At 68.4% G+C, this 25,693-nt stretch carries 24 protein-coding genes; 11 read left to right on the top strand and 13 right to left on the bottom strand.

What is annotated here, in order from left to right:
• Positions 1-22: 22 nt before the first annotated feature.
• The 8 genes from EJK91_RS06360 to EJK91_RS06325 form a co-directional block, all read right to left on the bottom strand.
• Positions 23-847, bottom strand: a complete 825-nt coding sequence (locus EJK91_RS06360) for an MBL fold metallo-hydrolase (protein ID WP_125078517.1) — start codon at positions 845-847, stop codon at positions 23-25.
• Positions 848-849: 2 nt separating this feature from the next.
• Positions 850-1,191: a metal-sulfur cluster assembly factor gene (locus EJK91_RS06355; RefSeq protein ID WP_024443391.1), complete on the bottom strand. Its 342-nt coding sequence runs from the start codon at positions 1,189-1,191 to the stop codon at positions 850-852.
• Positions 1,188-1,685, bottom strand: a complete 498-nt coding sequence (gene sufU / locus EJK91_RS06350) for a Fe-S cluster assembly sulfur transfer protein SufU (protein WP_024443390.1) — start codon at positions 1,683-1,685, stop codon at positions 1,188-1,190. The genes EJK91_RS06355 and sufU overlap by 4 nt, the downstream gene beginning before the upstream one ends.
• A gap of 3 nt (positions 1,686-1,688) precedes the next feature.
• The gene (locus EJK91_RS06345; RefSeq protein WP_024443389.1) at positions 1,689-2,951 is read right to left on the bottom strand and encodes a cysteine desulfurase; all 1,263 of its coding nucleotides are present in this window, start codon (positions 2,949-2,951) and stop codon (positions 1,689-1,691) included.
• 3 nt (positions 2,952-2,954) lie between these two features.
• A complete protein-coding gene (sufC, locus tag EJK91_RS06340) occupies positions 2,955-3,743 on the bottom strand; it encodes a Fe-S cluster assembly ATPase SufC (RefSeq protein ID WP_125078516.1) in 789 nt (262 codons plus the stop codon).
• 34 nt (positions 3,744-3,777) lie between these two features.
• Entirely contained in the window at positions 3,778-4,971 is a 1,194-nt protein-coding gene (gene sufD, locus EJK91_RS06335; protein WP_125078515.1) for a Fe-S cluster assembly protein SufD, read from the bottom strand.
• Positions 4,972-6,420, bottom strand: a complete 1,449-nt coding sequence (gene sufB / locus EJK91_RS06330; RefSeq protein WP_125078514.1) for a Fe-S cluster assembly protein SufB — start codon at positions 6,418-6,420, stop codon at positions 4,972-4,974.
• Between the two features lie 67 nt (positions 6,421-6,487).
• Positions 6,488-7,312, bottom strand: a complete 825-nt coding sequence (locus EJK91_RS06325) for a helix-turn-helix transcriptional regulator (protein ID WP_444850801.1) — start codon at positions 7,310-7,312, stop codon at positions 6,488-6,490.
• Positions 7,313-7,451: 139 nt separating this feature from the next.
• Here EJK91_RS06325 and mptB point away from each other — a divergent pair, with 139 nt between their 5' ends.
• From mptB to EJK91_RS06300, 4 genes are read left to right on the top strand one after another with little or no spacing between them, the layout of a single operon-like run.
• The gene (gene mptB, locus EJK91_RS06315; protein ID WP_206430390.1) at positions 7,452-9,314 is read left to right on the top strand and encodes a polyprenol phosphomannose-dependent alpha 1,6 mannosyltransferase MptB; all 1,863 of its coding nucleotides are present in this window, start codon (positions 7,452-7,454) and stop codon (positions 9,312-9,314) included.
• Positions 9,311-10,249 (top strand): ABC transporter ATP-binding protein, encoded by a 939-nt coding sequence (locus EJK91_RS06310; protein WP_024444068.1) that lies wholly within the window; start codon positions 9,311-9,313, stop codon positions 10,247-10,249. Before mptB ends, EJK91_RS06310 begins: the two co-directional genes overlap by 4 nt.
• Positions 10,246-11,034, top strand: a complete 789-nt coding sequence (locus tag EJK91_RS06305; RefSeq protein WP_046301039.1) for an ABC transporter permease — start codon at positions 10,246-10,248, stop codon at positions 11,032-11,034. Before EJK91_RS06310 ends, EJK91_RS06305 begins: the two co-directional genes overlap by 4 nt.
• A 57-nt stretch (positions 11,035-11,091) precedes the next feature.
• On the top strand, positions 11,092-12,027 hold the full coding sequence (locus EJK91_RS06300) for a COX15/CtaA family protein (protein ID WP_046301047.1): 936 nt from the start codon (positions 11,092-11,094) through the stop codon (positions 12,025-12,027).
• On the opposite strand, the gene EJK91_RS06295 is transcribed toward EJK91_RS06300, so the two are convergent.
• On the bottom strand, positions 11,983-12,705 hold the full coding sequence (locus EJK91_RS06295; protein ID WP_046301046.1) for a hypothetical protein: 723 nt from the start codon (positions 12,703-12,705) through the stop codon (positions 11,983-11,985). The genes EJK91_RS06300 and EJK91_RS06295 overlap by 45 nt on opposite strands.
• Positions 12,706-12,736: 31 nt before the next feature.
• On the opposite strand from EJK91_RS06295, the gene EJK91_RS06290 reads away from it, so the two are divergent.
• Positions 12,737-13,720 (top strand): quinone oxidoreductase family protein, encoded by a 984-nt coding sequence (locus EJK91_RS06290; RefSeq protein ID WP_046301038.1) that lies wholly within the window; start codon positions 12,737-12,739, stop codon positions 13,718-13,720.
• Here EJK91_RS06290 and EJK91_RS06285 read toward each other — a convergent pair.
• The 3 genes from EJK91_RS06285 to EJK91_RS06275 form a co-directional block, all read right to left on the bottom strand.
• The gene (locus EJK91_RS06285; RefSeq protein ID WP_125078513.1) at positions 13,629-15,320 is read right to left on the bottom strand and encodes a PPE family protein; all 1,692 of its coding nucleotides are present in this window, start codon (positions 15,318-15,320) and stop codon (positions 13,629-13,631) included. The two genes, EJK91_RS06290 and EJK91_RS06285, sit on opposite strands and share 92 nt — an antisense overlap.
• A 38-nt stretch (positions 15,321-15,358) precedes the next feature.
• A complete protein-coding gene (locus EJK91_RS06280; protein WP_125078512.1) occupies positions 15,359-16,933 on the bottom strand; it encodes a PPE family protein in 1,575 nt (524 codons plus the stop codon).
• 246 nt (positions 16,934-17,179) lie between these two features.
• Complete coding sequence (locus EJK91_RS06275) at positions 17,180-18,103, bottom strand: heme o synthase (RefSeq protein WP_036458524.1); 924 nt, start codon at positions 18,101-18,103, stop codon at positions 17,180-17,182.
• Positions 18,104-18,333: 230 nt separating this feature from the next.
• On the opposite strand from EJK91_RS06275, the gene tkt reads away from it, so the two are divergent.
• The 6 genes from tkt to EJK91_RS06245 are packed head-to-tail and all read left to right on the top strand — an operon-like array spanning position 18,334 to position 25,183.
• Entirely contained in the window at positions 18,334-20,433 is a 2,100-nt protein-coding gene (gene tkt / locus EJK91_RS06270; RefSeq protein WP_024443521.1) for a transketolase, read from the top strand.
• 33 nt (positions 20,434-20,466) lie between these two features.
• The gene (gene tal / locus EJK91_RS06265) at positions 20,467-21,579 is read left to right on the top strand and encodes a transaldolase (protein ID WP_125078511.1); all 1,113 of its coding nucleotides are present in this window, start codon (positions 20,467-20,469) and stop codon (positions 21,577-21,579) included.
• Between the two features lie 4 nt (positions 21,580-21,583).
• The gene (gene zwf / locus EJK91_RS06260; protein WP_125078510.1) at positions 21,584-23,140 is read left to right on the top strand and encodes a glucose-6-phosphate dehydrogenase; all 1,557 of its coding nucleotides are present in this window, start codon (positions 21,584-21,586) and stop codon (positions 23,138-23,140) included.
• On the top strand, positions 23,137-24,048 hold the full coding sequence (gene opcA / locus EJK91_RS06255; protein ID WP_125078509.1) for a glucose-6-phosphate dehydrogenase assembly protein OpcA: 912 nt from the start codon (positions 23,137-23,139) through the stop codon (positions 24,046-24,048). Before zwf ends, opcA begins: the two co-directional genes overlap by 4 nt.
• Positions 24,045-24,788, top strand: coding sequence for a 6-phosphogluconolactonase (gene pgl, locus EJK91_RS06250; protein WP_046300465.1), 744 nt, complete (start codon positions 24,045-24,047; stop codon positions 24,786-24,788). The genes opcA and pgl overlap by 4 nt, the downstream gene beginning before the upstream one ends.
• A complete protein-coding gene (locus EJK91_RS06245; protein ID WP_046300466.1) occupies positions 24,788-25,183 on the top strand; it encodes an ATPase in 396 nt (131 codons plus the stop codon). The genes pgl and EJK91_RS06245 overlap by 1 nt, the downstream gene beginning before the upstream one ends.
• Before the next feature lie 236 nt (positions 25,184-25,419).
• Here EJK91_RS06245 and secG read toward each other — a convergent pair whose 3' ends face one another.
• Positions 25,420-25,653 carry a preprotein translocase subunit SecG gene (secG, locus tag EJK91_RS06240; protein WP_024443527.1) on the bottom strand — a complete coding sequence of 78 codons (234 nt, stop codon included), beginning with the start codon at positions 25,651-25,653 and terminating at the stop codon, positions 25,420-25,422.
• Positions 25,654-25,693 lie beyond the last annotated feature (40 nt).

Raw genomic sequence — 25,693 nt, 5'->3', positions numbered from 1 at the left:
TGACACGTTGACCGGTCCCGCGCTAGGTGAGGTCGTCGTGGTCGCCGCGGGCCCAGGCTGCGTGGCGGTCCGCCGAGAACCGGACCGCGGCCACCGCATCGGTGTCGATGGTGTTGGTGTGCAGGCCGTAAATGCGGTCGAAGCGCAACTGTTCCATCGTCTCGGCCATCCGCTGGGCGACAGCGGCCGACAGCGGTATCCGGTTCGGGTAGCTGCGCAAGAAGGCCACGGTGCGCCGGTCCGGGTTCGGGAATACGGTGTCGCCGACCAGCAGCACTCCGCGACCGTCGGCACCGGCGTCCCAGCAGGCGACGGAGCTGCCCGGAAAGTGCCCGCCGACTTGAATCAGGGTCAATCCGGGTGCGATCTCCAACCGCCCGGACCAGTATCGGATCGCCGGATCCGGACGCATCACCCATTCTTTGTCCGCGGCGTTGACGTACACCGGTACCCCGCCGAGTCGCCGGCCCCATTCCACCTGGGCGCCGAACATGTGCGGGTGACTGGCTACCACACCGAGCACCGGGCCCTGCTCGAGCGCCGCAGCGACCCCGGCCTCATCGATGAATCCCGAAGGATCCCAGAGGATGTTGCCGCTGGGCGTGCACACCAGCTTGCCCAGTTGACCGATACCCAGGGGCGGGTTACTGCCGATCCCGATCAATCCGGGTTCTAGCTCAAAGGCGTAGGACTGCATGCCCTCGGCGACCAAGCCGTCCAACGTGGCCCAGTGCTGGCCGTCCTGCGGCACCCATTGCCGGTCGTCCTCGCAGATCGCACACACCTGCGGCGTCGCATCGTGTTCGACACCGCAGGTCCGGCACAGCCAGAACTCGGATGCCGGCACGGTCAGACCGTGAAACCGACTGCGCGCATCATCTCGCGGCCCTCGTCGGTGATCTTGTCCGGTCCCCAGGCCGGCTCCCAGACCCAGGACAGGTCGACCTTCTTGACCAGGCCGGCACCCACCGTGGCGTTCTCGACCTGTTCGGCGATCATGTCCTGCAGCGGGCAGGCCGGCGAGGTGAGGGTCATGGTGACGACCGCGGCCGCCCCGTCCTCGTCCTGCCGGATCGACAGGTCATACACCAGGCCCAGGTCCATCACGTTGATGCCGATCTCGGGGTCGATGACGTCGTGCATCGATTCCTCGACTTCGGCGAGCAGCTCGTCCGGTCCCAATTCGCTCATCGATTCATCTCCTGGGTTGTGCCACTGACTGATGCCAGCGTTTGTTCCGATGTCTTCGCGAGTGCCTGTGCCAAAGCATCTTTGAACGCCATCCAGCCGAGCAACGCGCACTTGACTCGCGCCGGGTACTTGGCCACTCCGGCGAACGCGATACCGTCGCCGAGCACCTCCTCGTCGCCTTCCACGCTGCCGCGCGACGACACCATTTCGTGGAACGCATCGAATGTCGCGCACGCCTGCTCCACCGTCAAGCCGATCACCTGGGTGGCCAGCACCGAGGTGGCTGCCTGCGAGATCGAGCAACCCTGCCCGTCATAGGAGACATCGGCGATCTGCGTACCGTCGGCCGACAGCGCCACCCGCAGGGTCAGTTCGTCACCGCAGGTGGGATTGACGTGATACACCTGCGCGCCGTAGGGCTCCCGCAGGCCGCGATGCTGCGGATGCTTGTAGTGATCGAGGATCACCTCTTGATAGAACTGCTCAAGACGCAAGTCTCACACTCCCCCAAAGAATTCCACGGCTCGGCGCACACCCGCCAGCAGGCGCTCCACCTCCTCGTGGGTGTTGTACACCGCGAATGAGGCGCGCGCGGTGGCCGCCACATTGAATTTGCGGTGCAACGGCATGGCACAGTGGTGGCCCACCCTGACCGCGACACCGTCGTCGTCGAGTACCTGCCCGACATCGTGCGCGTGCACCCCGTCGATCACGAACGACACCGGCGAGCCGCGGTCGACCGTCGTGGTCGGCCCGACGATATGCACCCCGGGAATGCCGGCGAGGCCCTCGAGCGCGGCGGCCACCAGCTCACCTTCGTGGGCGGCCACCACCTCCATCCCGATCGCGTCCAGGTAGCGAGCGGCCGCAGCCAGCCCGACGACCTGCGAGGTCATCGGCGTACCGGCCTCAAAACGTTGCGGCGCCGGCGCGTAGGTGCTCGAAGCCATCGTGACGGTCTCGATCATCGATCCGCCGGTGAGGAATGGCGGCAGCGTCGCCAACAGCTCCCGCCGGCCGTAGAGCACCCCGATCCCGTTGGGCCCCAGCATCTTGTGCCCGGAGAACGCCGCGAAGTCCACCCCCAGCGCGTGGAAGTCGACCGGCTGGTGCGGAACGGACTGGCAGGCGTCCAGCACGGTGAATGCACCCACCGCGCGGGCCCGCGACACCAGCTCGGCGACCGGGGCCAGTGCACCGGTCACGTTGGAGTGATGAGTGAACGCAACGACTTTGACCCGCTCGTCGAGTTCCAGCGAGTCCAGGTCGATGCGCCCATCGGGCGTCACCGCGTACCACTGCAGGGTCGCACCGGTACGCCGCGCCAGCTCCTGCCACGGAATCAGGTTGGCGTGGTGCTCCAATTCGGTGGTGACGATGACATCGCCGGGGCCGACGGCCGACTCGAAGCGGTCGTCGCCGAGCACATAGGACACCAGGTTCAGCGACTCGGTGGCGTTCTTGGTGAACACCAGCTCATCCGGGTGGGCGCCGACGAAGCGCGCGATCGCAGACCGGCCGTCCTCGTAGGCGTCGGTGGCCTCCTCCATGAGCTGGTGCGCCCCGCGGTGCACCGCACCGTTGGAGTTCAGCAGGAACTCCCGCTCGGCGTCGAGCACCGGCAGCGGACGCTGCGAGGTGGCCCCGGAGTCCAGGTAGGCCAGCCGGCTTCCGCCGCGCATGACACGGTTCAGGATCGGGAAATCCGCCCGAATCGCATCGAGGTCCGGCACCGCCGGACGACTGACCGAAAGTGTCATGTCCTACGCCTCCGCCACTGCCGCCTCGGCGGTGAAGCGCTCGTAGCCGTTCTCCTCCAGCTCGTCGGCCAGCTCCGGCCCACCCGACTCGACGATCCGGCCGCCGGCGAAGACGTGCACGAACTGCGGCTGGATGTAGCGCAGGATGCGGGTGTAGTGCGTGATCACCAGCACGCCACCGTTCTCCGCCTCCTGGTAGCGATTCACCCCTTCGCTGACCACCCGCAGCGCGTCGACGTCCAGGCCGGAGTCGGTCTCGTCGAGGACCGCGATCTTCGGCTTGAGCAGGCTCAGCTGCAGGATCTCGTGGCGCTTCTTCTCACCACCGGAGAAGCCCTCGTTGACGTTGCGCTCGGCGAACGCGGAGTCGATGCCCAATTCGGTGAAGGCCGCGCGCTGCTCCTTGATCCAGGCCCGCAGCTTCGGCGCCTCGCCGCGCACGGCGGTCACCGCGGTGCGCAGGAAGTTCGACATCGACACCCCCGGCACCTCGACCGGGTATTGCATGGCCAGGAACAGTCCCGCACGCGCACGCTCATCGATGCTCATCGCCAGCACGTCTTCGCCGTCGAGGGTGATCGACCCGGACGTGACGGTGTACTTGGGGTGCCCGGCAATCGCGTACGACAGGGTGGACTTGCCCGACCCGTTGGGGCCCATCAAGGCGTGCGTCTCACCGGAGTTCACCGTGAGGTCGACGCCGTGCAGAATCGGGATGTCGGCCGTGCCGTCGTCGCCGGTGCCGGCAGGCGACACACTCACATGCAGGTCCTTGATTTCCAGTGTGCTCATTGCTGATGCGTGTCCTTAGATGATGAGTTCGGGGTTATTGGTTCTCGGTGACCGCGAGTTCACGCTCGACGGCCTCGGTGAGGCGTTCCTGCACAGCCGGAACGGGGATCTTGCCGATGATCTCGCCGAAGAAGCCGCGCACGATCAGGCGTCGGGCCTGCTCTTCCGGGATGCCGCGCGCCTGTAGGTAGAACAACTGCAGGTCATCGAATCGTCCAGTCGCACTGGCGTGTCCGGCCTGCACGATCTCCCCGGTCTCGATTTCGAGGTTAGGGATCGAGTCGGCCCGGGCGCCGTCGGCCAGGACCAGGTTGCGGTTCACCTCGAAAGTGTCGGTGCCGACGCCGGTCGCGCGGATCAGCACGTCGCCGACCCAGACGGTGCGGGCGTCCGGCAGGGCCGAATCCGGGTCGCCTTGCAGCGCACCCTTGTACAGCACGTTCGACCGGCAGTTGGGCTGAGCGTGGTCGACCAGCAGCCGCGATTCGAGGTGCTGGCCGTCGTCGGCAAAGTACAGGCCGAGCATCTCGGCGTCGCCCCCCGGGCCGTCGAAGCGGACCCGTCCGGTCAGACGCACCAGTTCGCCACCCAGCTGCACGGCGCTGTGGCGCAGCACCGCGTCCTTGCCCAGCGCCGCGTGATGCATGGTGACGTGCACCAGATCCGAGTCGGCGTCGGCGATCCACACCACGGTCAGCGCAGCGCCGTCGCCGACCACGAGTTCCAGGTTGTCGGCGTAGGTCCCACCGCCCCGCACGTCGACCACGACCGTTGCCCGCGACAGTTCCTCAGCGCGCACCTGCAGATGGCCGTAGGCCGTCGCTCCGGCCCCCGGGCCGGTGACCGTGATCGCGATGGGTTCCTCGACGCTGACTTCCTTGGGCACGGTGACCACCGTCGCCTCACGAAACGCCGAGAAGGCCTGGGCCGCAATGCGGTCCGCGGGCACGCCAGCCGCACCGAGCCGGTGGTCGCCGCGTGCGACCGTCTCGATCCGCACCGTGTCCGAACCGCGGACTTCGATGCCCGCGGACGCGTCGGCGACCGCGGAGCCGTCGTGCAGGCCGCGCAGCCGGCGCAGCGGGGTGAACCGCCACATCTCATCGCGACCGTGCGGCACCTCGAATGCCTCGACGTCGAACGAGGTGAACGCGGTGCCCTTGGTGCCGCCTTCGACCGCTGCGGTCAGGTTGGCCGCCGGGGCCGACGTCAAACCAGTCGAAGTCACCTAGCCCACCGAGCCTTCCATCTGCAGCTGGATCAGCTTGTTGAGTTCCAGCGCATATTCCATCGGCAGTTCCTTGGCGATCGGCTCGACGAACCCGCGTACCACCATCGCCATCGCCTCGTCCTCGGTCAGCCCACGGCTCATCAGGTAGAACAGCTGGTTTTCGCTGACCTTCGACACGGTGGCCTCGTGGCCGACGGTGACGTCGTCCTCACGGATGTCGACGTAGGGGTAGGTGTCGCTGCGGCTGACGTTGTCGACCAGCAGCGCATCGCATTTCACACTCGACTTCGCCCCGTGCGCACCCTTGTGGATCTCCACCAGACCCCGGTATGAGGACCGACCGCCGCCGCGCGACACCGACTTGGAGACGATGTTCGACGACGTGTTGGGCGCCAGGTGCAGCATCTTGGCACCGGTGTCCTGGTGCTGGTCCTCGCCGGCGAACGCCACCGAGAGCACCTCGCCCTTGGCGTGCTCGCCGGTCATCCACACCGCCGGGTACTTCATGGTGACCTTCGAGCCGATGTTGCCGTCGACCCATTCCATGGTGGCTCCGGCCTCGGCCCGGGCCCGCTTGGTGACCAGGTTGTAGACGTTGACCGACCAGTTCTGGATGGTGGTGTAGCGGCACCGGCCGCCCGGCTTGACGATGATCTCCACCACCGCGGAGTGCAGCGAGTCCGAGGTATAGACCGGCGCGGTGCAGCCCTCGATGTAGTGCACATAGGCGTCTTCGTCGATGATCATCAGCGTCCGCTCGAACTGGCCCATGTTCTCGGTGTTGATCCGGAAGTAGGCCTGCAGCGGGATGTCGACGTGCACGCCCTTGGGCACGTAGATGAACGATCCCCCGCTCCACACCGCGGTGTTGAGCGCGGAGAACTTGTTGTCGCCCGCCGGGATCACCGTGCCGAAGTACTCGCGGAACAGCTCCTCGTGTTCCTTGAGCGCGGTGTCGGTGTCAAGGAAGACGACGCCCTGGGCTTCCAGGTCTTCGCGGATCTTGTGGTAGACGACCTCGGACTCGTACTGGGCCGCCACACCACCGATGTAGCGCTGCTTCTCAGCCTCCGGGATACCCAGCCGGTCGTAGGTGTTACGGATGTCCTCGGGCAGGTCGTCCCAGGTCTGGGCCTGCTTTTCGGTGGACCGCACGAAGTACTTGATGTTGTCGAAGTCGATGCCGGACAGATCCGAACCCCAGTTGGGCATCGGCTTCTTCATGAAGGTCCGGTAGGCCCGCAGGCGGGCTTCGAGCATCCACTCCGGCTCGTTCTTCTTCGCCGAGATGTCGCGCACCACGGCTTCGGACAGCCCGCGCTGGGCGGCGGCGCCCGCGGCATCGGTGTCGGCCCAACCGTATTCGTACCGGCCCAGCGACGCGATCGTCTCTTCCTGGGTGGTCGGCTCCACAGCTGCTGTGGTGGCCTCCGGCGTCAGTGTCATGGTGACACTCCTTCGGTGCTCGTGATGGCTTCGGCGCAGGGTGTGCGCCGAAGGTCGGTCGGTGCTGCTAATGCTGTTTTTTGACGGTCGCGGCGGCGCCGGACTTGCCGGCCTTGGCGATCTTGGCGCTCCGATTGGTCAGTGGCACATGGGTGGTGCAGACGTAGCCGCCGTCGGCGATGGTCGCCAACCGTTGCACGTGAGTGCCCAGCACTTCGGCCATCGCCTGCCGCTCGGCCCGGCACAATTCCGGGAACTCCTTGGCGACGTTGGCCACCGGGCAGTGGTGCTGCAGGATCTGCACCCCGGGTACACCGCCCTGCACCCGAGCCGTGGTGGCGGCATAGCCGGCCTCCGTCAGCGCGCCGGCGATGCGTTGGGCGGTGGCCTCCAGGTCGCCGTCGTCGTCCGTGCCGCTGCCGGCTGCGACGGCCGCCACCTTGGCCAGGATGGCGTCAATGCGCTGTCGAGCGAAGTCGACCACCGCGTCCTCGCCGCCGATCTCGCGCAGCTGGCGCATGGCGGCCACCGCGAGGTCGTCGTAGCGGTGGCCGAGCTTGCCGCGGCCGGCCTCGGTGAGCTGGAACCGCTTCGCCGGACGCCCGCGTCCCACCTGCTGCCAGGATGCCGCCGCATGTGCCTCGGCGTCGCCCATCTCGATCAGGGCATCGAGGTGGCGACGCACCCCGGCGGCCGACAAACCCAACCGGGCGCCGATCTCCCCCGCGGTGATCGATCCGGATTCCATCAGCAGGCGTACCACCGCGTGACGCGTGTCGTGGCCGCCGGCGACTTCGGCCGGGGTGTCCGCCGTAACCGCACCGCCGGGGCGTTGCCCGGCGGTTTCGGTTGCGGTGTCCACCTCCCCCATTTCGGAGGCCTCGAATTTCACAACACCAGTGTGACGCAATTCCAGAGCTCGGTCTAGAAAGGGTTACCTCAGTTCAGCCCGGATCGGCCGTTGCGCTGATCACATCCGGCGCGGCGCCGGGCGTCCCCAGGCTTCGAAGAGCGGCCGTTACGCTGCTGTGATGGCCCTCCGCCGGCACTCGCTGAGCTCGTCGATCGCGCACCTGCACGGCGACGAGCGCACCGTCGGCTCCCCGCTTAACGCCGCTGAACTGGTCGCATTGCGGAGAACCCGCCGGTTCGGCGCCACCGGCACCGTGCTGATGGCCATCGGTGCACTCGGGGCCGGTGCACGCCCGGTGGTGCAGGACCCGACCTTCGGAGTCCGGCTGCTGAACCTGCCGTCGCGGCTCGCGACGGTGGCCCTGACCATGACCACCACCGGCGCGGTGATGATGGCGCTGGCCTGGCTCATGCTGGGGCGGTTCGCGCTGTCTTCTTCACCGGACTCCTCCGCACCTCGTACCTCGGCGCATCGTCGTCCGACAGAAGCCCGATCGCCGGACTCCTCCGCCCCTCGTACCTCGGCGCATCGTCGTCCGACAGAAGCCCGATCGCCGGACTCCTCCGCCCCTCGTACCTCGGCGCATCGTCGTCCGACAGAAGGCAACCGCCGGATGTCGCGCAGTCAGCTCGACCGCACCCTGCTGCTGTGGATGCTGCCGCTGCTGGTGGCACCGCCGATGTACAGCAAGGACGTCTACTCCTACCTGGCGCAGAGTCAGATCTCCCGGCTCGGACTGGACCCCTACCGGGTGGGCCCGGCACCGGCGCTGGGCCTGGACCACGTCTTCACGCTGTCCGTGCCCAGCCTCTGGCGGGAGACGCCGGCGCCCTACGGGCCACTGTTCTTGTGGATCGGTCGAGGAATCTCGGCGTTGACCGGGGAAAACATCGTCACCGCGGTGCTGTGCCACCGGGTGGTGGTGCTGCTCGGGGTCGGCTTGATCGTGTGGGCGGTGCCGCGCCTGGCCGCGCGCTGCGGGGTCGCCGAGGTCAGCGCCCTGTGGCTCGGAGCGGCCAATCCACTGTTGCTGATGCACCTGGTGGCCGGCATCCACAACGAGGCGTTGATGCTCGGACTCATGCTGACCGGCACGGAGTTCGCGTTGCGCGGGATCACCGCGGCCAAACCGCTGTGGCCGGATGTACGCAGTCGCCCCGGCCGGGACGACTGGGCTCCGCTGGCCGGGCTGCTCATCGGGGCGGTGCTGATCACGCTGTCATCGCAGGTCAAGCTGCCGTCGCTGCTGGCGCTCGGGTTTGTCGCGATGGCGCTGGGCTGGCGGTGGGGCGGCGACGTGCGGGCGTTTCTGCTGGCCGGTACGAGCATGGCCGCGCTGGCGGCGGCGGTGACGGGCTTGATCGGCTGGGCCAGTGGGCTGGGCTTCGGGTGGGTGTTCACCCTGGGCACGGCCAATGTGGTGCGCAGCTGGATGTCACCGCCGACGCTGATCGCCCTCGGCACGGGCCAGGTGGGGATCCTGCTCGGTCTGGGTGATCACACCACCGCGGTGCTGTCGCTGACCCGTGCCATCGGCGTCCTGATCATCGCGGTCCTGGTGGTGTGGCTGTTGCTGGTGGTGTTCAACGGCCGGCTGCATCCGGTCGGGGGGCTCGGCGTTGCGCTGGGCATCACCGTCCTGCTGTTTCCGGTGGTCCAGCCCTGGTACCTGCTGTGGGCGATCATCCCGCTGGCGGCGTGGGCGACCCGGCCGAACTTCCGCATCGCGGTGATCGCGGTAACCCTGGTGGTGGGCATCTTTGGACCGACCGCCAACGGCGACCGCTTCGCGCTGTTCCAGATCGTGGACGCCACCCTGGCCAGCGCCGTGGTGGTGTTGGGGTTGTTCCTGCTGACCTATCGGCGCCTGCCGTGGCGCGAGTTACCGGCCGAAGCCGGCGCCCCGACGGGCGATGCACCGGCCGAGGAACCGACCCCGCGGCCGGCCGCTGCCACCGACGCTTACGCTGATTCTCCGTGAACTCAGCTGTCGCGGTGCGCTTGCGCGGGGTACGCAAGCGTTACGGGACCGGTCCTGCTGCGATCGAAGCGGTCGCCGGCCTGGATTTCGACGTGCAGACCGCCGAAGTGTTCGCCCTCCTCGGCCCGAACGGCGCCGGGAAGACGACCACGGTCGAGATGTGCGAAGGCTTCGTCCGCCCGGACGCCGGAACCATCGAGGTGCTCGGCTTGGACCCGGTCGCCGACAATGACCGGCTTCGGGAGCGCATCGGGGTGATGCTGCAGGGCGGCGGCGGCTACCCGGCCGCACGTGCCGGCGAGATGCTCAAGCTGGTGGCGTCGTATTCGGCCAACCCGCTGGACCCGCAGTGGCTGCTGGACACCCTGGGCCTGACCGATGCGGCACGCACCACCTACCGCCGGCTCTCCGGCGGGCAGCAGCAGCGGCTCGCGTTGGCCTGCGCCCTGGTCGGCCGGCCGGAACTGGTCTTCCTCGACGAGCCGACCGCCGGGATGGACGCGCACGCCCGGCTGCTGGTGTGGGAGCTGATCGATGCGTTGCGCCGCGACGGCGTGACCGTGGTGCTGACCACCCACCACCTGCGCGAGGCCGAGGAGCTGGCCGACCGGCTGCTGATCATCGACCACGGCGCGGTGGTCGCCGCCGGCACGCCCGCGGAGTTGACCCGCAGCGGCGCCCAGGGCCAGCTGCGGTTCACCGCACCTCCGCGACTGGACCTGTCGTTGCTGATCGCGGCGTTGCCGGAGGGGTATCGGGCCAGCGAGGTGCTGCCCGGTGAATACCTCGTCGAAGGAACCGTCGACCCCCAGGTGCTGGCGACCGTGACCTCCTGGTGCGCCCGGATGGATGTGCTGGCCACCCAGCTGCGGGTCGAGCAGCGCAGCCTCGAGGACGTGTTCTTGGAGCTGACCGGACGGGAGCTACGCCCATGAGTGCTCAGCAGGTCTTCGCGCCCGGCACCTTCACCCCCGACCCCCGTCCGGCCCGCGTGCCCGCGATGCTGGCCGCGCAGTACCGGTTGGAGCTGACCCTGCTGCTGCGCAACGGCGAGCAGCTGCTGCTGACGATGTTCATTCCGATCACCCTGCTGGTCGGGCTGACGGTGTTGCCGCTGGGCCCGTTCGGCGAGGGCCACGCCGAACGCGCGACCACGGTGCTGCCGGTGATCATGTCGCTGGCGGTGATCGCTACCGCGTTCACCGGGCAGGCGATCGCCGTGGCGTTCGACCGGCGCTACGGGGCCCTGAAACGACTGGGCGCCACGGCGCTGCCGGTCTGGGGCGTCATCGCCGGCAAATCGCTGTCGGTGGCTACGGTCGTGCTGTTGCAGTCCGTGCTGCTCGGCACGATCGGCGCCGCGCTGGGCTGGCGGCCGACATTGGCCGGCCTCGGCTTGGGCGCGGTGGTCATCGCGCTCGGTACCGCCTGTTTCGCGGCATTGGGCCTGCTGCTCGGCGGCAGCCTGCGCGCCGAGATCGTGCTGGCCGGCGCGAACCTGCTGTGGTTCGTGTTCGGCGGGTTCTCCGCACTGACCGTGGAGACCGATCTGGTGCCCGGCACGGTCCGCTGGCTCGCCCGACTCACTCCCTCGGGGGCGCTCACCGAGGCGCTGGCACAGGCGCTGAGCGTCTCGGTCGACTGGTTCGGTCTCGCGGTGGTGACGGTGTGGGGTCTGTTGGCCGCCGTCGGTGCCGTGCGATGGTTCCGGTTCAGCTGACCTACTACGGGACGTAGTTACCGATCCTCTACGATCAGGCCCGTGGGACGGTTCCTGATGCGCCTGGTGGACCTGCTACCCGAACCGGGCCTGCGCACGCAGCGATGGCTGGCTGCCGCGGTCGTCTTCACTCAGGGATTCATCGCCGTCACCGGCGCGATCGTGCGGGTCACCGCGTCCGGATTGGGTTGCCCGACCTGGCCGCAATGCTTCCCGGGCAGCTACGTCCCGGTGGCCGTCTCGGAAGTTCCGCGGATTCATCAGGCCATCGAGTTCGGCAACCGGATGGTCACCTTCGCGGTGGTGATCACCGCGGCGCTAGCCGTGCTGGCCGTGCTCCGGGCCCACCGCCGTACCGAGGTACTGGTCTACGCCTGGCTGATGCCCGGCTCCACGGTGTTGCAGGCGGTGATCGGCGGTATCACGGTACGCACCGGGCTGGCCTGGTGGACCGTGGCTGTGCACCTGCTGGTCTCGATGCTGATGGTGTGGCTGGCGGTGCAGTTCTATGCGAAAGTCGGCCAGACAGACGACGAGTCGGCGGTGGTGACTTATCGGGTCCCGACACCGTTGCGCGGGTTGACCGCGCTGTGTGCCGTCACGCTGGCCGCGGTGCTGGTGACCGGCACCCTGGTGACCGGCGCCGGCCCGCACGCCGGCGACAAGAGCGCGGCCCGCACGGTGGCCCGCCTCAAGGTGGAGGTCGCCACGCTCGCCCACCTGCACGAGTCGCTGCTGATCGGATTCCTCGGTCTATTGATAGGCCTGGCCTTCGGGCTGGCCGCGGTGCGGGCGGCCAAACCGGTGATGCGCCGACTGGCGGTGGTGACCGCCCTGACATTGGTGCAAGGACTGATCGGCGTGGTCCAGTACTTCACCGGCGTGCCCGCCGTACTGGTCACCCTGCATGTGGCGGGTGCGGTACTGGTCACCGGCGCGACGGCGGCGCTATGGGCGTCGCTGCGCCAACGGACCCAACCCGAGTCGCTCTAGCGCCGCGGTGACCTCGACGGCGAAGCGGCGCTGCGCTCGCTCTCGTTCGCCGGCGTCAAGAGCGCTGAACCCCAACTGCGGCGCAATCAGATCCAAGCCGAACAGGCGTGGATCCGCGGCGGTTCCGGCCACGTCGGCCCGCGCGTAGAGCAGCTCTTCGATCCGGATGCTCAAGCGTTCGGCGGCCGAACGCAGGGCGGCACGCCCGACATCCCACAGTTCGAAGTCCGGGTCGGACCCGGCGGCGCCGAACGCGTGCGATCGGCCGGCACCGAAGAAAACCAGCGTGCTCAGCTCCGCCGGTGGCGGTCCCGGCAACGTCGGGACCCCGTCGCACTGCAGGTCGGCCAGGTAGCGGCGGTCGGCGTTCCAGGCCACCGCTTCCGGCGGGTTCAGCAGGTGGGCCACCCGGGTTGTCCAGTTCAAGAATTCGGCGTGCCGGGCCGGGGCGCCGCCGGCCGTGCGCAGGATCACCAGGTCCGCCGCCAGCGTCTCCGGGTCATCCCAGGGCAGACGGCGGGCGTGCAGACCTCGGTGGCGCAGCGCCGCCACCAGGCCGGCATCGTCGCCGGCGTCGTCGACCGCCCCGGACGTATCGGCGCCACGGTGGTGGCCGTGCCGCGGATCGACCGCCAGCACGATGCGCGGATGGAAGATATCGGGCCGGGCCAGCTTCATGCAGACCTCATAGTCGGAGATGATAGTCACCATGCACGCCGTGGAAGTGGCCGCGACCGGCGGCCCCGAAGTTTTGAACCTGGTCGACAAACCTCAGCCCTCCCCTGCCTCCGGTGAGGTGTTGATCCGGGTCGAGGCCGTCGGGGTCAACTACATCGACACGTATTTCCGCTCCGGGGTCTACCCGGCCGAGCTGCCGTTCGTGGTGGGCAATGAGGCCGCGGGCACGGTCGCCGAGGTCGGCGCGGGAGTGACCGCATTGACTGTGGGCGATCGCGTGGTGACGGCGGCCGCGACCGGCGCCTACGCCCAATACTGCACGGCCCCGGCATCTTTGACGGCACTCATCCCCGATGGAATCGAGGCTGACGTGGCCGCCGCCGCGCTGCTCAAGGGCTTGACGGCGCATTACCTGATCACGTCGGTGTATCCCGTGCAGTCCGGCGACACCGTGTTGTTGCATGCCGGCGCCGGCGGGGTGGGACTGATCCTGACTCAATGGGCGACCGCGCTCGGTGCCCGAGTGATCACCACGGTCTCGAATTCGTCCAAGGCCGAATTGTCGAGGCAGGCCGGCGCTGTGGAAGTGCTCGAGTACCCCGGCTCGGCCCCTGAAGACGCCGCGGCGTTCGGCGCCCGGGTTCGGGAGTTGGTCGACGGCGGGGTGGTCGCGGTATACGACGGCGTGGGTGCGGCGACGTTCGACGCCAGCCTGTCCAGTCTCGCCGTCCGGGGCACCTTAGCGCTGTTCGGCGCGGCCAGTGGGCCGGTGCCGCCGGTGGACCCGCAGCGGCTCAATGCGGCGGGCTCGGTCTACCTGACCCGTCCCAACCTGGCGCACTTCACCCGTACCGCACCGGAATTCGCCTGGCGCGCGGGCGAACTCTTCGAGGCGATCGGCAATGGCACGATCACGGTGACGGTCAGCAAGCACTATCCGCTGGCCGAGGCTGCCCGCGCCCACCGCGATCTGCAGGGCCGCCAGACCGTGGGCTCGATTGTGCTCGACCCGTAACCGCCCGCGAGTCCAGATCCCAGCCGTCGGGCAGTAGCGGCACCCGGGGACCGTCGGCGAATTCCGCCCCGTCCAGCCGGGTGAGCCCGGTAGCCCGGCTACCCGCGCCGTGCACGCTGCCGGAGCGCCCCAGTTCCCCCACACCGTGATCGGACACCGGTGCCGGTCCCCAGTCCGGGGTCACCCCGACGGTCAGACCCATCGCGGCATCACCGTGCCCCGTTCTGGTTTGGCGCCGCCGGAGACGTTTGGCCCGGCGGGATTCCGCTGCCGCCGCGGCCGAGGCAGACTCCGGGGTGGGCGTCTTGCGCTTGGCGCTGTCCGCGGCGGAGGCGTGGGCGCCGAGTCCTGACCCGTAGTCGATCCGGGGCCCGCCCCCCACCAGATAGGGGAACAGCGGCGGACCGGCGGGCACGGGCGCGGGCGGCGCTGCAGCCGACGGCACCGAGGCCGCACCGGCCGGTGCGGCAGCCGGCGGCGGGGCGGTCGGAGGCGGGGCAGCCGCCACCGCCGAGCCGACCGCGACAGCCGGCACATCAGCAACGACCGCCGGAGTTACCGGACCCACCGGCACAGCGGCACCCGCGGGCACCGGCGCAGACAACCCGGCCAGGCCGGCTAGGCCGCCGACAGGTGCCACCACCGCACCCGCCGCGGCGGCCATCGCCGCCGGTTGGCTTATCGCCTGGAGCAATTGGGCGATATGGGTGGGCCAGTCGAACAGCACCAGGGCCGCGAAATACTGCAGCGCCGGGATGATCTGAGTCGGGTCCTGGGTGATAGCCAGGAAGTCCTGGTATAGCTCCAGCGTTCGCGCGAGGTACCAGATCGGTTTGGTGGCATCGGCGTAGAGCTCATATTCAAAGCCGTTGATTGTTCCGGCGGCCGGGTTCCAATTGATCCCGAATTTCTGCAGGAAGTCCGCGACGGCGGTAGTGACCCCATTGGTGACGCGGTCGACCCCTGCGACCCCGTCTTCTAAACCGAGGCTTTTCAAGTACGGCTTGAGGAAATCGAGCAGGCCCTGCAGCGGGTTCTCGGCTATCGGTTGCGGCGACCACGGTGACGAGGCCTCTGCTGACCTGTGGATCGGGGCCGCGGGAGCGACGGTCGGGGCCGCTGCCGCCGACGCTTCGCAGGCAGCCTGGTAGGCCGCCATGACGGTGGCCGCTTGCACCCACATCCGCAGGTAGTCCGCCTCGTTGAGCGCGATGGGAATGGTGTTGATCCCAAAGAAATTCGTCGCCACCAAGACGCCGTGGGCGGCGTGATTGGCGGCCAGTTCCGGCAGCGTCGGCATCGCCGCCAGCGCGGCGATATACGCCGCCGCCGTCTGTTCATGCGCGGCCGCCATTCGGGCACTGTCGGCGGCGGTTCGATCCAGCCACGCCAGATACGGCAGGTGCGCTGCCTGGTACTGCTCACCGGCCACACCGCGCCACAGCCCGGCCGCTACCGAAGCCAATACTGCGGTCAGATCCTGCGCCGCCGCGGTGTACGCCACGCTCAGGGACGACCACGCGCCGGCGGCAGCCAACAGCGGGCCGGGGCCCGGACCGGAGCTGAGCAGCGTCGCATGCACCTCAGGTGGAGACGCCATCCACATCGGCCCGAACACAAGGATTCACTCTAGCGAATCTATAGTTTCGGGTGGCCGAACTCCTGCTCGTTTTCGGTGCGCCAACTGCCCGGCAGCACGGGCGTGCGTGCCGCGTCGTCGAAAACGCCGCCGCCCGACACTGCCAGCCCCCCGGCCGGGGCGCCGTCGCGGGCCAGCGTGCCGGCGAATCCGGCCGCTCCGCGCGGCGACGCGGTCAAGCCCACCTCAGCCGGCTCCGCCCACTCCGGCGCGACCCCGACGTTGAGGTCCATGACCGCGTCGTCGGGCCTGCGCACCGCAGCGCGCTTGCGGACCCGGGCCCGCCGCTCAGCGCGCTCGGCCGCGGTAGCCGCAGCGGCGGTCGCACTACCGCTCGGCTGCGAGGCCTTGCGCGACGCTGCGGCCCCGACGGGCATGCCGGTCCCGGCGCCAACGCCGGGCGGACCGAGCAGATACGGCGGGAAGAACGGCGCGGCGCCCGGCGGCGGAGGTGGCGCCGCCAGCGCGGGGCCGCTGACGCCGGCCGTCGCGGGGCCCGGCGCGGGCGCCGGAGCCGGGGCCGGCGTGGTCGGCGTCGCGGGTACCGGCGCTCCCGCCGAGCCGGATCCGAACCCGGCGAAGCCATCGGGAGTGGCGTCCACCGGCAGCGGCGGGAGCGGCTGTGGCACACCGGCCAATCCGGCCAGCCCGGCGAAACCGCCCACCGCGCCTACCGGGGCGATCAGCACGCCGATCGCGGCCGCGAACAACTGCGGCGATTGGGCCAGCCAGGAGCCGATCTCGGCGAGGTGTGTCGGCCAGTCGAACTCGGCGAGCTGAACCAGATACTGAAACGCCAGCGCGGGGTTCTGCTGGAAATTCACCCCGAGCTGCTGAAAGTCCTCCAACAGTTCCAGCGCCCGCACCAGCCAGAACATCGGCTGGCCGGCATCGGTGTACTGGTCATAGGGAATTCCGTTCACCATCGCGTGGGCGGGATCCCACTTGATCTGCCCGTTGCTGGCGGTCTGCAGAATCTTGGCGATCAGCTGATCCAGCGGACCATTGACCGTGGGGTCGGTGGGATCGTCGCCCTCGGCGGGGTGCGCGTCGGCCTTGACGATCGGGGGCGCCGCCGGGGTGTGCGGCATCGCGGCCACCGCGGCGCCACTGACCGCTTGATACGTTGCCATGGTCGCGGCGGCCTGCACCCACATCCGCACATAGTCGGCCTCGTTGAGCGCAATCGGGATGGTGTTGATGCCGAAGAAATTCGTCGCCACCAATACCCCGTGGGTGGCGTGATTGGCGGCCAGTTCCGGCAAGGTCGGCATGGCGGCCAGCGCGCTGACATACGCCCCCGCGGCCGTCTCATACTGGGCCGCGGTCGCCGCACTGTCCGCGCCGGCCTGAGTCAGCCACGCCAAGTAGGGCCAGTGAGCGCTCGCATACGCCTGCGCACTCGGGCCTTGCCACGCCCCCGCCCCGACGGAGGCCAGCACCCCCTGCAGTTCATCCGCGGCGGCAACGTACTCGGCTTCCAGCGCCGACCAGGCGGAAGCGGAAGCCAGCAGCGGGCCGGGTCCCGCTCCGGCGCTCAGCAACGCGGAGTGCACCTCGGGCGGAGATGCCATCCATGCCGGCGCCGTTGCCGTCACCGACTGCCGTCCACCAAGTTGTTGAACATGGTTTTCATTATCGGCAATTGAATACCCGCTGCGGCCGCCCCCGCAAGAGACTCCGCCTCCGCGTTAGCCCCGACAACGAAGTGAAGTGAATGGCCAGCCCGGCACGCTCAGTCACATGCAGACTTCGCGGCTCAGCGTCACGGAGCGCGCCGACAACGACCGGGAAACCCGGTTCGAATGGAGCGGGAAGACCTAGAACAGGGTCGGCAGGCCGATGGCCGAGTCCACCGCCAGCGCACAGAAGACCAGCGCCAGGTAGTTGTTCGACTGCAGGAAGAGCCGCAGCGGCTTGACCGGCTCACCGCGACGCACGCCCGCGTACAGCTGGTGGGCCATAGCCAGGAACCACGCGCCGGCCAGTACCGCGACCGCGGCGTAGAGCCAGCCTGCGGCGGGCACCAGCGCCAACGTGGCCAGCACGGTCGCCCAGGTGTAGACCACGATCCGGTGGGTGACCACATTCTCGCTGGCGACCACCGGCAGCATGGGCACCCCCGCCGCCGCGTAGTCCTCCTTGTAGCGCATCGCCAGCGCCCAGGTGTGCGGCGGCGTCCAGAAGAAGATCACTAAGAACATCACCACCGCGGGCCAGCCGATGGTGCCGGTGACCGCCGACCAGCCGATCACCACCGGCATGCAACCGGCCGCTCCGCCCCACACCACGTTCTGGGAGGTACGCCGCTTGAGCATCATCGAGTAGACCAGCACGTAGAACGCGATGGTGGCCATGGCCAGCAGGCCCGATATCAAGTTCGTGGTACGCCACAGCCACACGAACGAGGCGGCACCGAGCCCCAGGCTGAACACCAGAGCGTTGCGGGTCGGCACCGCGTCGCGAGCCAGCGGGCGGCGCGCAGTGCGCTTCATCACCTTGTCGATGTCGGCGTCGACGACGCAGTTCAGCGCATTGGCGCTGGCGGCGGCCAGCATCCCGCCGATCAGCGTATTGAAGATCAGCAACGGATTCACCGTGCCGCGGTCGGCCAGTAGCATCGCCGGAATGGTCGTGACCAGCAGCAACTCGATGATTCGGGGCTTGGTCAGCGAAAGGTACGCCAACAACGTGTTGCGCACGGCGCGTATTCGGCGCGGCTCAGCGCGCTCGCGAATACTCACGTGATGACTCCTAGGATGGCAGCTGCGACGCCAGCTTCTACTACGGACGGACGCCAGCTTCTACTACGGACGATGGTAGACCGCCTGGCCAGGTCGTCCGAATCGCAGGGTCAATTCACGGCGAATCCACACGGCAACCGGACCTGCAACACTGCGCGTGCCCGCATTAGGGTGAGAAGCAACCTGGCTTGCATTTGAAGACCTATCTCAAAGATGAGGACCCGACGTTCGTGACCACTGCTGCAGAGATCTCCGCCCTTACCCGCCCGCACCACCCCGCTGACTGGGCCGAGATCGACTCCGTCGCAGTCGACACCGCCCGGGTGCTGGCCGCCGACGCGGTGCAGAAGGTCGGCAACGGCCACCCGGGTACCGCGATGAGCCTCGCGCCGCTGGCCTACACGCTGTTCCAGCGGGTGATGCGCCACGACCCGTCCGACACCACCTGGTTGGGCCGCGACCGGTTCGTGCTGTCCTGCGGGCACTCCAGCCTGACCCTGTACATCCAGCTCTACCTGGGCGGTTTCGGGCTGGAACTGGCCGACATCGAGGCACTGCGCACCTGGGGTTCCAAGACCCCGGGGCACCCGGAGTTCCGCCACACCAAGGGTGTGGAGATCACCACCGGCCCGCTCGGACAAGGCTTGGCCTCGGCGGTCGGCATGGCGATGGCCGCACGCTATGAACGCGGCCTGTTCGACCCCGACACCGCCCCCGGCGAGAGCCCGTTTGACCACTTCGTCTACGTGATCGCCTCCGACGGCGACATCCAGGAAGGCGTCACCAGTGAGGCCTCCTCGCTGGCCGGCGTCCAGCAGCTGGGCAACCTCATCGTGTTCTACGACCACAACAAGATCTCCATCGAGGACGACACCGCGATCGCGCTCTGCGAGGACACCGCGGCCCGTTACCGGTCCTACGGCTGGCACGTCCAGGAGGTCGAGGGCGGCGAGAACGTGACCGGCATCGAGGAGGCCATCGCCAATGCCAAGGCCGTCACCGACAAGCCGTCGTTCATCTCGCTGCGCACGATCATCGGTTACCCGTCCCCGGGCAAGATGAACACCGGCGCCATCCACGGTTCCGCGCTCGGCGGCGACGAGGTGGCAGCCACCAAAGCCGCACTCGGATTCGACCCGGACAAGGCGTTCGACGTCCGCGAAGACGTGATCACCCACACCCGCGGGCTGGTGGCACGCGGCAAGCAGGCCCACGCCGACTGGCAGGAGCAGTTCGAGTCGTGGGCGGCCCGCGAGCCGGAGCGCAAGGCGCTGCTGGACCGGTTGATCGCAGGCGAGCTGCCCGAGGGCTGGGACGCCGAGCTGCCGTACTGGGAGCCCGGCTCCAAGGCCGTTGCCACCCGCGCCGCATCCGGCAAGGTGCTCAACGCAGTAGGCGCCAAGCTTCCCGAATTGTGGGGCGGCTCAGCCGATCTGGCGGGCAGCAACAACACCACCATGGACGGCGTCAAGTCGTTCGGGCCGGCGTCGATCTCCACCGGCGAGTACACCGCCGACCCCTACGGCCGCACCCTGCACTTCGGGATCCGCGAGCACGCGATGGGCTCGATCCTGTCCGGCATCGTGCTGCATGGACCCACCCGCGCCTACGGCGGCACGTTCCTGCAGTTCTCCGACTACATGCGGCCCGCGGTGCGGTTGGCGGCGCTGATGGACATCGACCCGATCTACGTGTGGACGCACGACTCGATCGGGCTCGGCGAAGACGGTCCGACGCACCAGCCGATCGAGCACCTGGCGGCGTTGCGCGCCATCCCCCGGCTGTCGGTGGTGCGACCGGCGGATGCCAATGAGACGGCCTACGCGTGGCGCACAGTGCTGGCCCGCGGCGCGAGCAGCGGTCCGGTCGGGCTGATCCTGACCCGGCAGAACGTGCCGATCATCGAGGGCACCGACGCCGAAGGCGTCGCCCGCGGCGGCTACGTGCTGGGCGGCCTGGAAGCCGTCGGCGCCGACGACCCCGACGTGGTGTTGATCGCCACCGGTTCGGAGGTGCAGCTCGCGGTCGAAGCGCAGAAACTCTTGGCGGCCAAGGACATCAATGCCCGCGTGGTGTCGATGACATGCCTGGAGTGGTTCGAATCGCAGCCGGCCGACTACCGCGATGCAGTGCTGCCACCGTCGGTGTCGGCCCGGGTGGCGGTCGAAGCCGGTATCGCACAGTGCTGGCACAAGATCGTCGGCGACACCGGCGAGATCGTCTCGATCGAGCACTACGGCGAGTCCGCCGACTACCAAACGCTGTTCCGTGAGTTCGGTCTGACCGCGGAGGCTGTCGTCGCCGCCGCCGAAAGAACACTGGAAAACTGACGTCAATCGAAACCGATTGAGAAGGAGCGCAACATGACTCAGAATCCCCAGCTTGCCGCTCTCAGCGCCGCGGGCGTGTCGGTGTGGCTCGACGATCTGTCCCGCGACCGGCTCACGTCCGGCAACTTGGCCGACCTTGTCGCCACCCGCAGCGTGGTCGGCGTGACCACCAACCCGACCATCTTCCAGAAAGCACTGGAGAAGGGCCACGCCTACGACAAGCAGCTGGCCGAGCTGGCCGCCCGCGGCGCCGACGTGGACGCGGTGATCCGCACCGTCACCACCGACGACGTGCGCAACGCCTGCGACGTGCTGGCTGCGGCATGGGAGGCCACCGACGGCGTGGACGGGCGGGTGTCGATCGAGGTCGATCCGCGGCTGGCCCATGACACCGACAAGACCGTGGCCCAGGCCGTCGAACTGTGGAAGATCGTCGACCGGCCGAACCTGTTCATCAAGATTCCGGCCACCAAGGCGGGTCTGCCGGCTATCACCGCGGTACTGGCCGAAGGGATTTCGGTCAACGTCACGCTGATCTTCTCCGTCGAGCGGCACCGCGAGGTGATGGACGCCTACCTGGCCGGTCTGGAGGCCGCCAAGGCCGCCGGACACGACCTGGCCAAGATCCACTCGGTGGCGTCGTTCTTCGTTTCGCGGGTGGACACCGAGATCGACGCCCGGCTGGAGAAGATCGGCTCGGCCGAGGCTCTGGCGCTGCGCGGCAAGGCAGGTCTGGCCAACGCCCGGCTGGCCTACGCGGCCTACGAGGAGGTGTTCGCCGGCGAGCGCTTCGCCGCGCTGGCGGCCGACGGTGCGCGGGTGCAGCGGCCGTTGTGGGCGTCGACCGGGGTGAAAAACCCCGACTACCCGGACACCCTGTATGTCACCGAGCTGGTCGCGGCGCACACCGTCAACACCATGCCGGAACCGACGCTGGACGCCGTCGCCGACCACGGCGACATCACGGGTGACACCATCGCCGGAACCGCGGCAGCATCCCAGCAGGTCTTCGACGAACTCGCCGCAGCAGGCATCGACCTGACCGACGTGTTCTTGGTGCTGGAGAACGAAGGCGTCGAGAAGTTCGAAGCGTCCTGGGGCGAACTGCTGGACGCCACGGCGACGCAGCTCGAAGAGGCCAAGTGATCTGATGGCCGGCGCCGGGGCAGCGCGAAACACCTCCTCGGGGTGGCAGAACCCGCTGCGAGACAAGCGAGACAAACGCTTGCCCCGCATCGCCGGCCCCTGCGGCGTGGTGATTTTCGGGGTCACCGGCGACCTGGCCCGGCGCAAGCTCATGCCGGCCATCTACGACCTGGCCAACCGCGGTCTGCTGCCGGCGACCTTTGCGCTGGTCGGTTTCGCCCGCCGCGACTGGGCCGACGAGGATTTCGCCGAGGTGGTCTACCAGGCCGTCAAAGAGCACGCCCGGACCCCGTTCCGGCAGGTGGTGTGGGACCGGCTGGCGTCCGGCTTCCGGTTCGTCACCGGGACCTTCGATGACGACGAGGCCTTCGCCCGGCTGGCGCAGACCCTCGAGGACCTCGACGCGGAGCGCGGCACCGGCGGCAATCACGCCTTCTACCTGTCGATTCCGCCCAGCGCGTTCCCGGTGGTCTGCGAGAAGCTGCACTCGACCGGACTCGCCCGGCCGCGGGATGGCCGGTGGAGCCGGGTGGTGATCGAGAAGCCGTTCGGTCACGACCTGACCAGTGCGGTCGAACTCAACAGCGTGGTCAACAGCGTGTTCCCCGAGGAAGCGGTGTTCCGGATCGACCACTACCTGGGCAAGGAGACCGTCCAGAACATCCTGGCGCTGCGCTTCGCCAACCAGTTGTTCGACCCGATCTGGAACGCCCACTACGTCGACCACGTGCAGATCACCATGGCCGAGGACATCGGTTTGGGTGGGCGAGCCGGCTACTACGACGGCATCGGCGCTGCCCGGGACGTGATCCAGAACCACCTGCTGCAGTTGCTGGCCCTCACGGCGATGGAGGAGCCGGTGAGCTTCTCCCCTGCCGAACTGCAGTCCGAGAAGATCAAGGTGCTCTCGGCCACCAGGCTGGCGCAGCCGCTGGATGAGACCACCTCTCGCGGTCAGTATGCCGCCGGGTGGCAGGGCGGCGAGCGCGTCGTGGGCCTGCTCGACGAAGAGGGGTTCGCTCACGATTCACGGACCGAGACCTTCGCGGCGATCACGCTGGAGGTCGACACGAGGCGCTGGGCCGGCGTCCCGTTCTACCTGCGCACCGGGAAGCGCCTGGGCCGGCGGGTCACTGAGATCGCACTGGTGTTCAAGCGCGCACCGCACCTGCCGTTCGACGACACCATGACCGACGAATTGGGCAAGAACGCGTTGGTGATTCGGGTGCAGCCAGACGAGGGCATCACACTGCGATTCGGGTCCAAGGTGCCCGGCCACCTGATGGAGGTCCGTGACGTCAACATGGACTTCTCCTACGGCTCGACGTTCTCCGAGGATTCACCGGAGGCCTACGAGCGTCTGATCCTGGATGTGCTGCTGGGTGAGCCCTCCCTGTTTCCGGTCAACGCCGAGGTCGAATTGTCTTGGGAGATCCTCGATCCAGTCCTCCAGAACTGGGCTGAGCACGGCAAGCCCGAGCCGTATGTGGCCGGAAGTTGGGGACCGCGGTCGGCGTTCGAGATGCTGACCCGCTCCGGCCGGGAATGGCGGCGCCCATGATTGTCGAGTTGCCGAACACCACCACCACCGCGATCAACAAGAAGCTCAACGCGATCCGCGAGCAAGTCGGTGCGGCGACGACGGGGCGGGTGCTGACGCTGATCATCGCGCTGGAAACCGACGCCCTGCTCGATGAGTCCATCGCGGCGGCCAACATCGCCAGCCAAGAACACCCGAGCCGGGTGATCGCGGTGGTCGGCGGAGACCCCGACACCGGTGAGTCGCGCTTGGACGCCGAGGTGCGAATGTTCGGCGATGCCGGCGCCAGCGAGGTGGTGGTGCTGCGGCTCTACGGTCCGCTGGCCGGCCATGCTGACGCGGTCGTGGTGCCCTTCCTGCTGCCCGATATTCCGGTGGTCGCGTGGTGGCCCGACGTCGCGCCCGCAGCCCCGGCCACCGACCCCCTGGGGGCCCTGGCGTTGCGGCGCATCACCGACGCCACCAACGCCCCCGATCCCCGGGCGGCGATCAACAGTCGCCGAGACGGCTACACCGCCGGCGATACCGACCTGTCGTGGAGTCGCATCACCTACTGGCGGGCGTTGCTCGCCTCCGCACTGGATCAGCCACCGTTCGAGCCGATCCGCTCGGCGGTGGTCTCCGGGCTGGCGACCGAACCGGCCCTGGACATCCTGGCCGGCTGGCTGGCCAGTCGCATCGACGGTCCGGTGCGGCGTGCGGTCGGCGAACTGAAGATCGAATTGACCCGCGACAGCGAGACCGTGGCGCTGAGCCGCCCCCAGGACGGGGTCACCGCCACTTTGAGCCGCACCGGGAGGCCGGCGGCGCTGGTGCCGCTGCCCCGCCGGGTGACCGCGGAGTGTCTGGCTGAAGATCTGCGCCGGCTGGATGCGGACGTGATTTACGGTGCCGCGCTGACGGGCCTGGAAGAAGTGGAGTATCTGTGATCGTTGCGACCTACCCCGACACCGACGCACTGGTCGCCGCTGCCGGTGACCGCCTGGCCGATGCCGTCGAATCGGCGATCGCCGCCCGAGGCCGGGCGTTGGTCGTGCTGACCGGCGGCGGTACCGGCATCGGGATCCTCCGCCGGCTCCGCGAGCATGCTGCGCGGATCGACTGGGGTTGCGTGCAGGTGTATTTCGGCGATGACCGGTTCGTGCCGAGCGACGACGACGAACGCAACGAGAAGCAGGCCCGCGAGGCTCTGCTGAACCACGTCGGGATCCCCGCCGGCAATGTTCATGCGATGGCGGCCAGCGACGGCGCGTTCGGCGACGATCTGGATGTGGCCGCGCTGGCCTACGAGCAGGTGTTGGCCGATCATGCCGAACCCGGCGAGCGCACGCCGGACTTCGACGTGCACCTACTGGGCATGGGGGGTGAAGGCCACGTCAACTCCTTGTTCCCGGACACCCCGGCGGTCGCCGAGTCCGCCCGGCTGGTGCTGCCGGTCTACGACTCGCCCAAGCCTCCCCCACGCCGAATCACCCTGACAATTCCTGCGATCCAGCGCTCCCGCGAAGTGTGGCTGGTGGTGGCCGGTGAGCCCAAGGCCGAGGCGGTCGCCGCCGCGGTCGGTGGTGCGGACCCGGTCGCGGTGCCCGCCGCCGGGGCGACGGGGCGCGAACAGACGGTGTGGTTGCTCGATGAAGCAGCCGCCTCGCTGCTGCCCGCCACGTCATAATGAGCGCTATGGCAGACAGAAGCTCAGGATCCGGCACGGAACGTAAGCGACTCAAGACCCTGGCTCAGGCTGCCCTGAACGCCGACGTGACGGTCGGGCAGCTTGAAGATGTGCTGGACGGTCTGGGCGGCACCATGAATGAGCTCAACAGCTCATTGTCCAATCTCAACGCGACGATCGAACGCCTCGGCGGCGGCCTGGATCACCTTGAGGACACCATGTCCAGCCTCGATGACCTGGCCCGCCGCTTAGTCACGCTGATCGAACCGGTGGAGGCCATCGTCAATCGCATCGACTACCTGGTCGAAGTCGGCGAGACGGCGATGTCTCCGTTGACAGCGACCGAAAACGCGGTGCGCGGCATATTCAATGCCATGCGCAACCGGGTGCGCTGAGCCGTCAGGGTTTCATACTCCCTGCCTCCCTGCGCATTCAGAGGCGTCGGAGAATTCGACCCACCAAAGCACCGTGATCGACTGCCCGCCACCGAACCGCGACACCCAACGCGATCTACGAGCAGTTCAAAACCGACCAGGACACCGTTATGCATCGCCCTTCTGCCCCGCTGTCGGCGCCGCCTCCGGGCGGCGACCACCAGCCCCAGCCGGTCTAAGCCGGGCTGGGGGGCAGATCACGCGTACTTGATGAGCAGGCCGACCGCGATGATGCAGGTCAGCCAGATCGCGATGACGAAGTAAGTCAGCCGGTCCAGGTTCTTCTCGACCACGGTCGAGCCGGACAGGCTGGACTGCACACCGCCACCGAACAGAGTCGACAGGCCGCCACCCTTGGCGCGGTGCAGCAGCACCAGCAGAATCACCAGCAGGCTGGTGATCACCAAGAGAATCTGCAGCGTCAAGATCATGGGAGTTACCCTACCGTTCGCCTTGGTGCGTCAAGGCTCT

Origin of the sequence: Mycobacterium sp. P7213, from assembly GCF_900604305.1 — a bacterium.
Classification (GTDB): Bacteria; Actinomycetota; Actinomycetes; order Mycobacteriales; family Mycobacteriaceae; genus Mycobacterium.
This window is presented reverse-complemented; position numbering and strand designations above follow the sequence as displayed.

What these genes read in the sequence shown, in the direction of transcription:
- EJK91_RS06355 (WP_024443391.1), bottom strand. Translation starts at nt 1,191, where the DNA reads ATGAGCGAATTGGGACCGGACGAGCTGCTCGCCGAAGTCGAGGAATCG.
- EJK91_RS06345 (WP_024443389.1), bottom strand. Translation starts at nt 2,951, where the DNA reads ATGACACTTTCGGTCAGTCGTCCGGCGGTGCCGGACCTCGATGCGATT.
- sufC (WP_125078516.1), bottom strand. Translation starts at nt 3,743, where the DNA reads ATGAGCACACTGGAAATCAAGGACCTGCATGTGAGTGTGTCGCCTGCC.
- sufB (WP_125078514.1), bottom strand. Translation starts at nt 6,420, where the DNA reads ATGACACTGACGCCGGAGGCCACCACAGCAGCTGTGGAGCCGACCACC.
- mptB (WP_206430390.1), top strand. Translation starts at nt 7,452, where the DNA reads ATGGCCCTCCGCCGGCACTCGCTGAGCTCGTCGATCGCGCACCTGCAC.
- EJK91_RS06305 (WP_046301039.1), top strand. Translation starts at nt 10,246, where the DNA reads ATGAGTGCTCAGCAGGTCTTCGCGCCCGGCACCTTCACCCCCGACCCC.
- EJK91_RS06300 (WP_046301047.1), top strand. Translation starts at nt 11,092, where the DNA reads ATGCGCCTGGTGGACCTGCTACCCGAACCGGGCCTGCGCACGCAGCGA.
- EJK91_RS06295 (WP_046301046.1), bottom strand. Translation starts at nt 12,705, where the DNA reads ATGAAGCTGGCCCGGCCCGATATCTTCCATCCGCGCATCGTGCTGGCG.
- EJK91_RS06290 (WP_046301038.1), top strand. Translation starts at nt 12,737, where the DNA reads ATGCACGCCGTGGAAGTGGCCGCGACCGGCGGCCCCGAAGTTTTGAAC.
- EJK91_RS06285 (WP_125078513.1), bottom strand. Translation starts at nt 15,320, where the DNA reads ATGGCGTCTCCACCTGAGGTGCATGCGACGCTGCTCAGCTCCGGTCCG.
- EJK91_RS06280 (WP_125078512.1), bottom strand. Translation starts at nt 16,933, where the DNA reads ATGGCATCTCCGCCCGAGGTGCACTCCGCGTTGCTGAGCGCCGGAGCG.
- tal (WP_125078511.1), top strand. Translation starts at nt 20,467, where the DNA reads ATGACTCAGAATCCCCAGCTTGCCGCTCTCAGCGCCGCGGGCGTGTCG.
- zwf (WP_125078510.1), top strand. Translation starts at nt 21,584, where the DNA reads ATGGCCGGCGCCGGGGCAGCGCGAAACACCTCCTCGGGGTGGCAGAAC.
- opcA (WP_125078509.1), top strand. Translation starts at nt 23,137, where the DNA reads ATGATTGTCGAGTTGCCGAACACCACCACCACCGCGATCAACAAGAAG.
- EJK91_RS06245 (WP_046300466.1), top strand. Translation starts at nt 24,788, where the DNA reads ATGAGCGCTATGGCAGACAGAAGCTCAGGATCCGGCACGGAACGTAAG.
- secG (WP_024443527.1), bottom strand. Translation starts at nt 25,653, where the DNA reads ATGATCTTGACGCTGCAGATTCTCTTGGTGATCACCAGCCTGCTGGTG.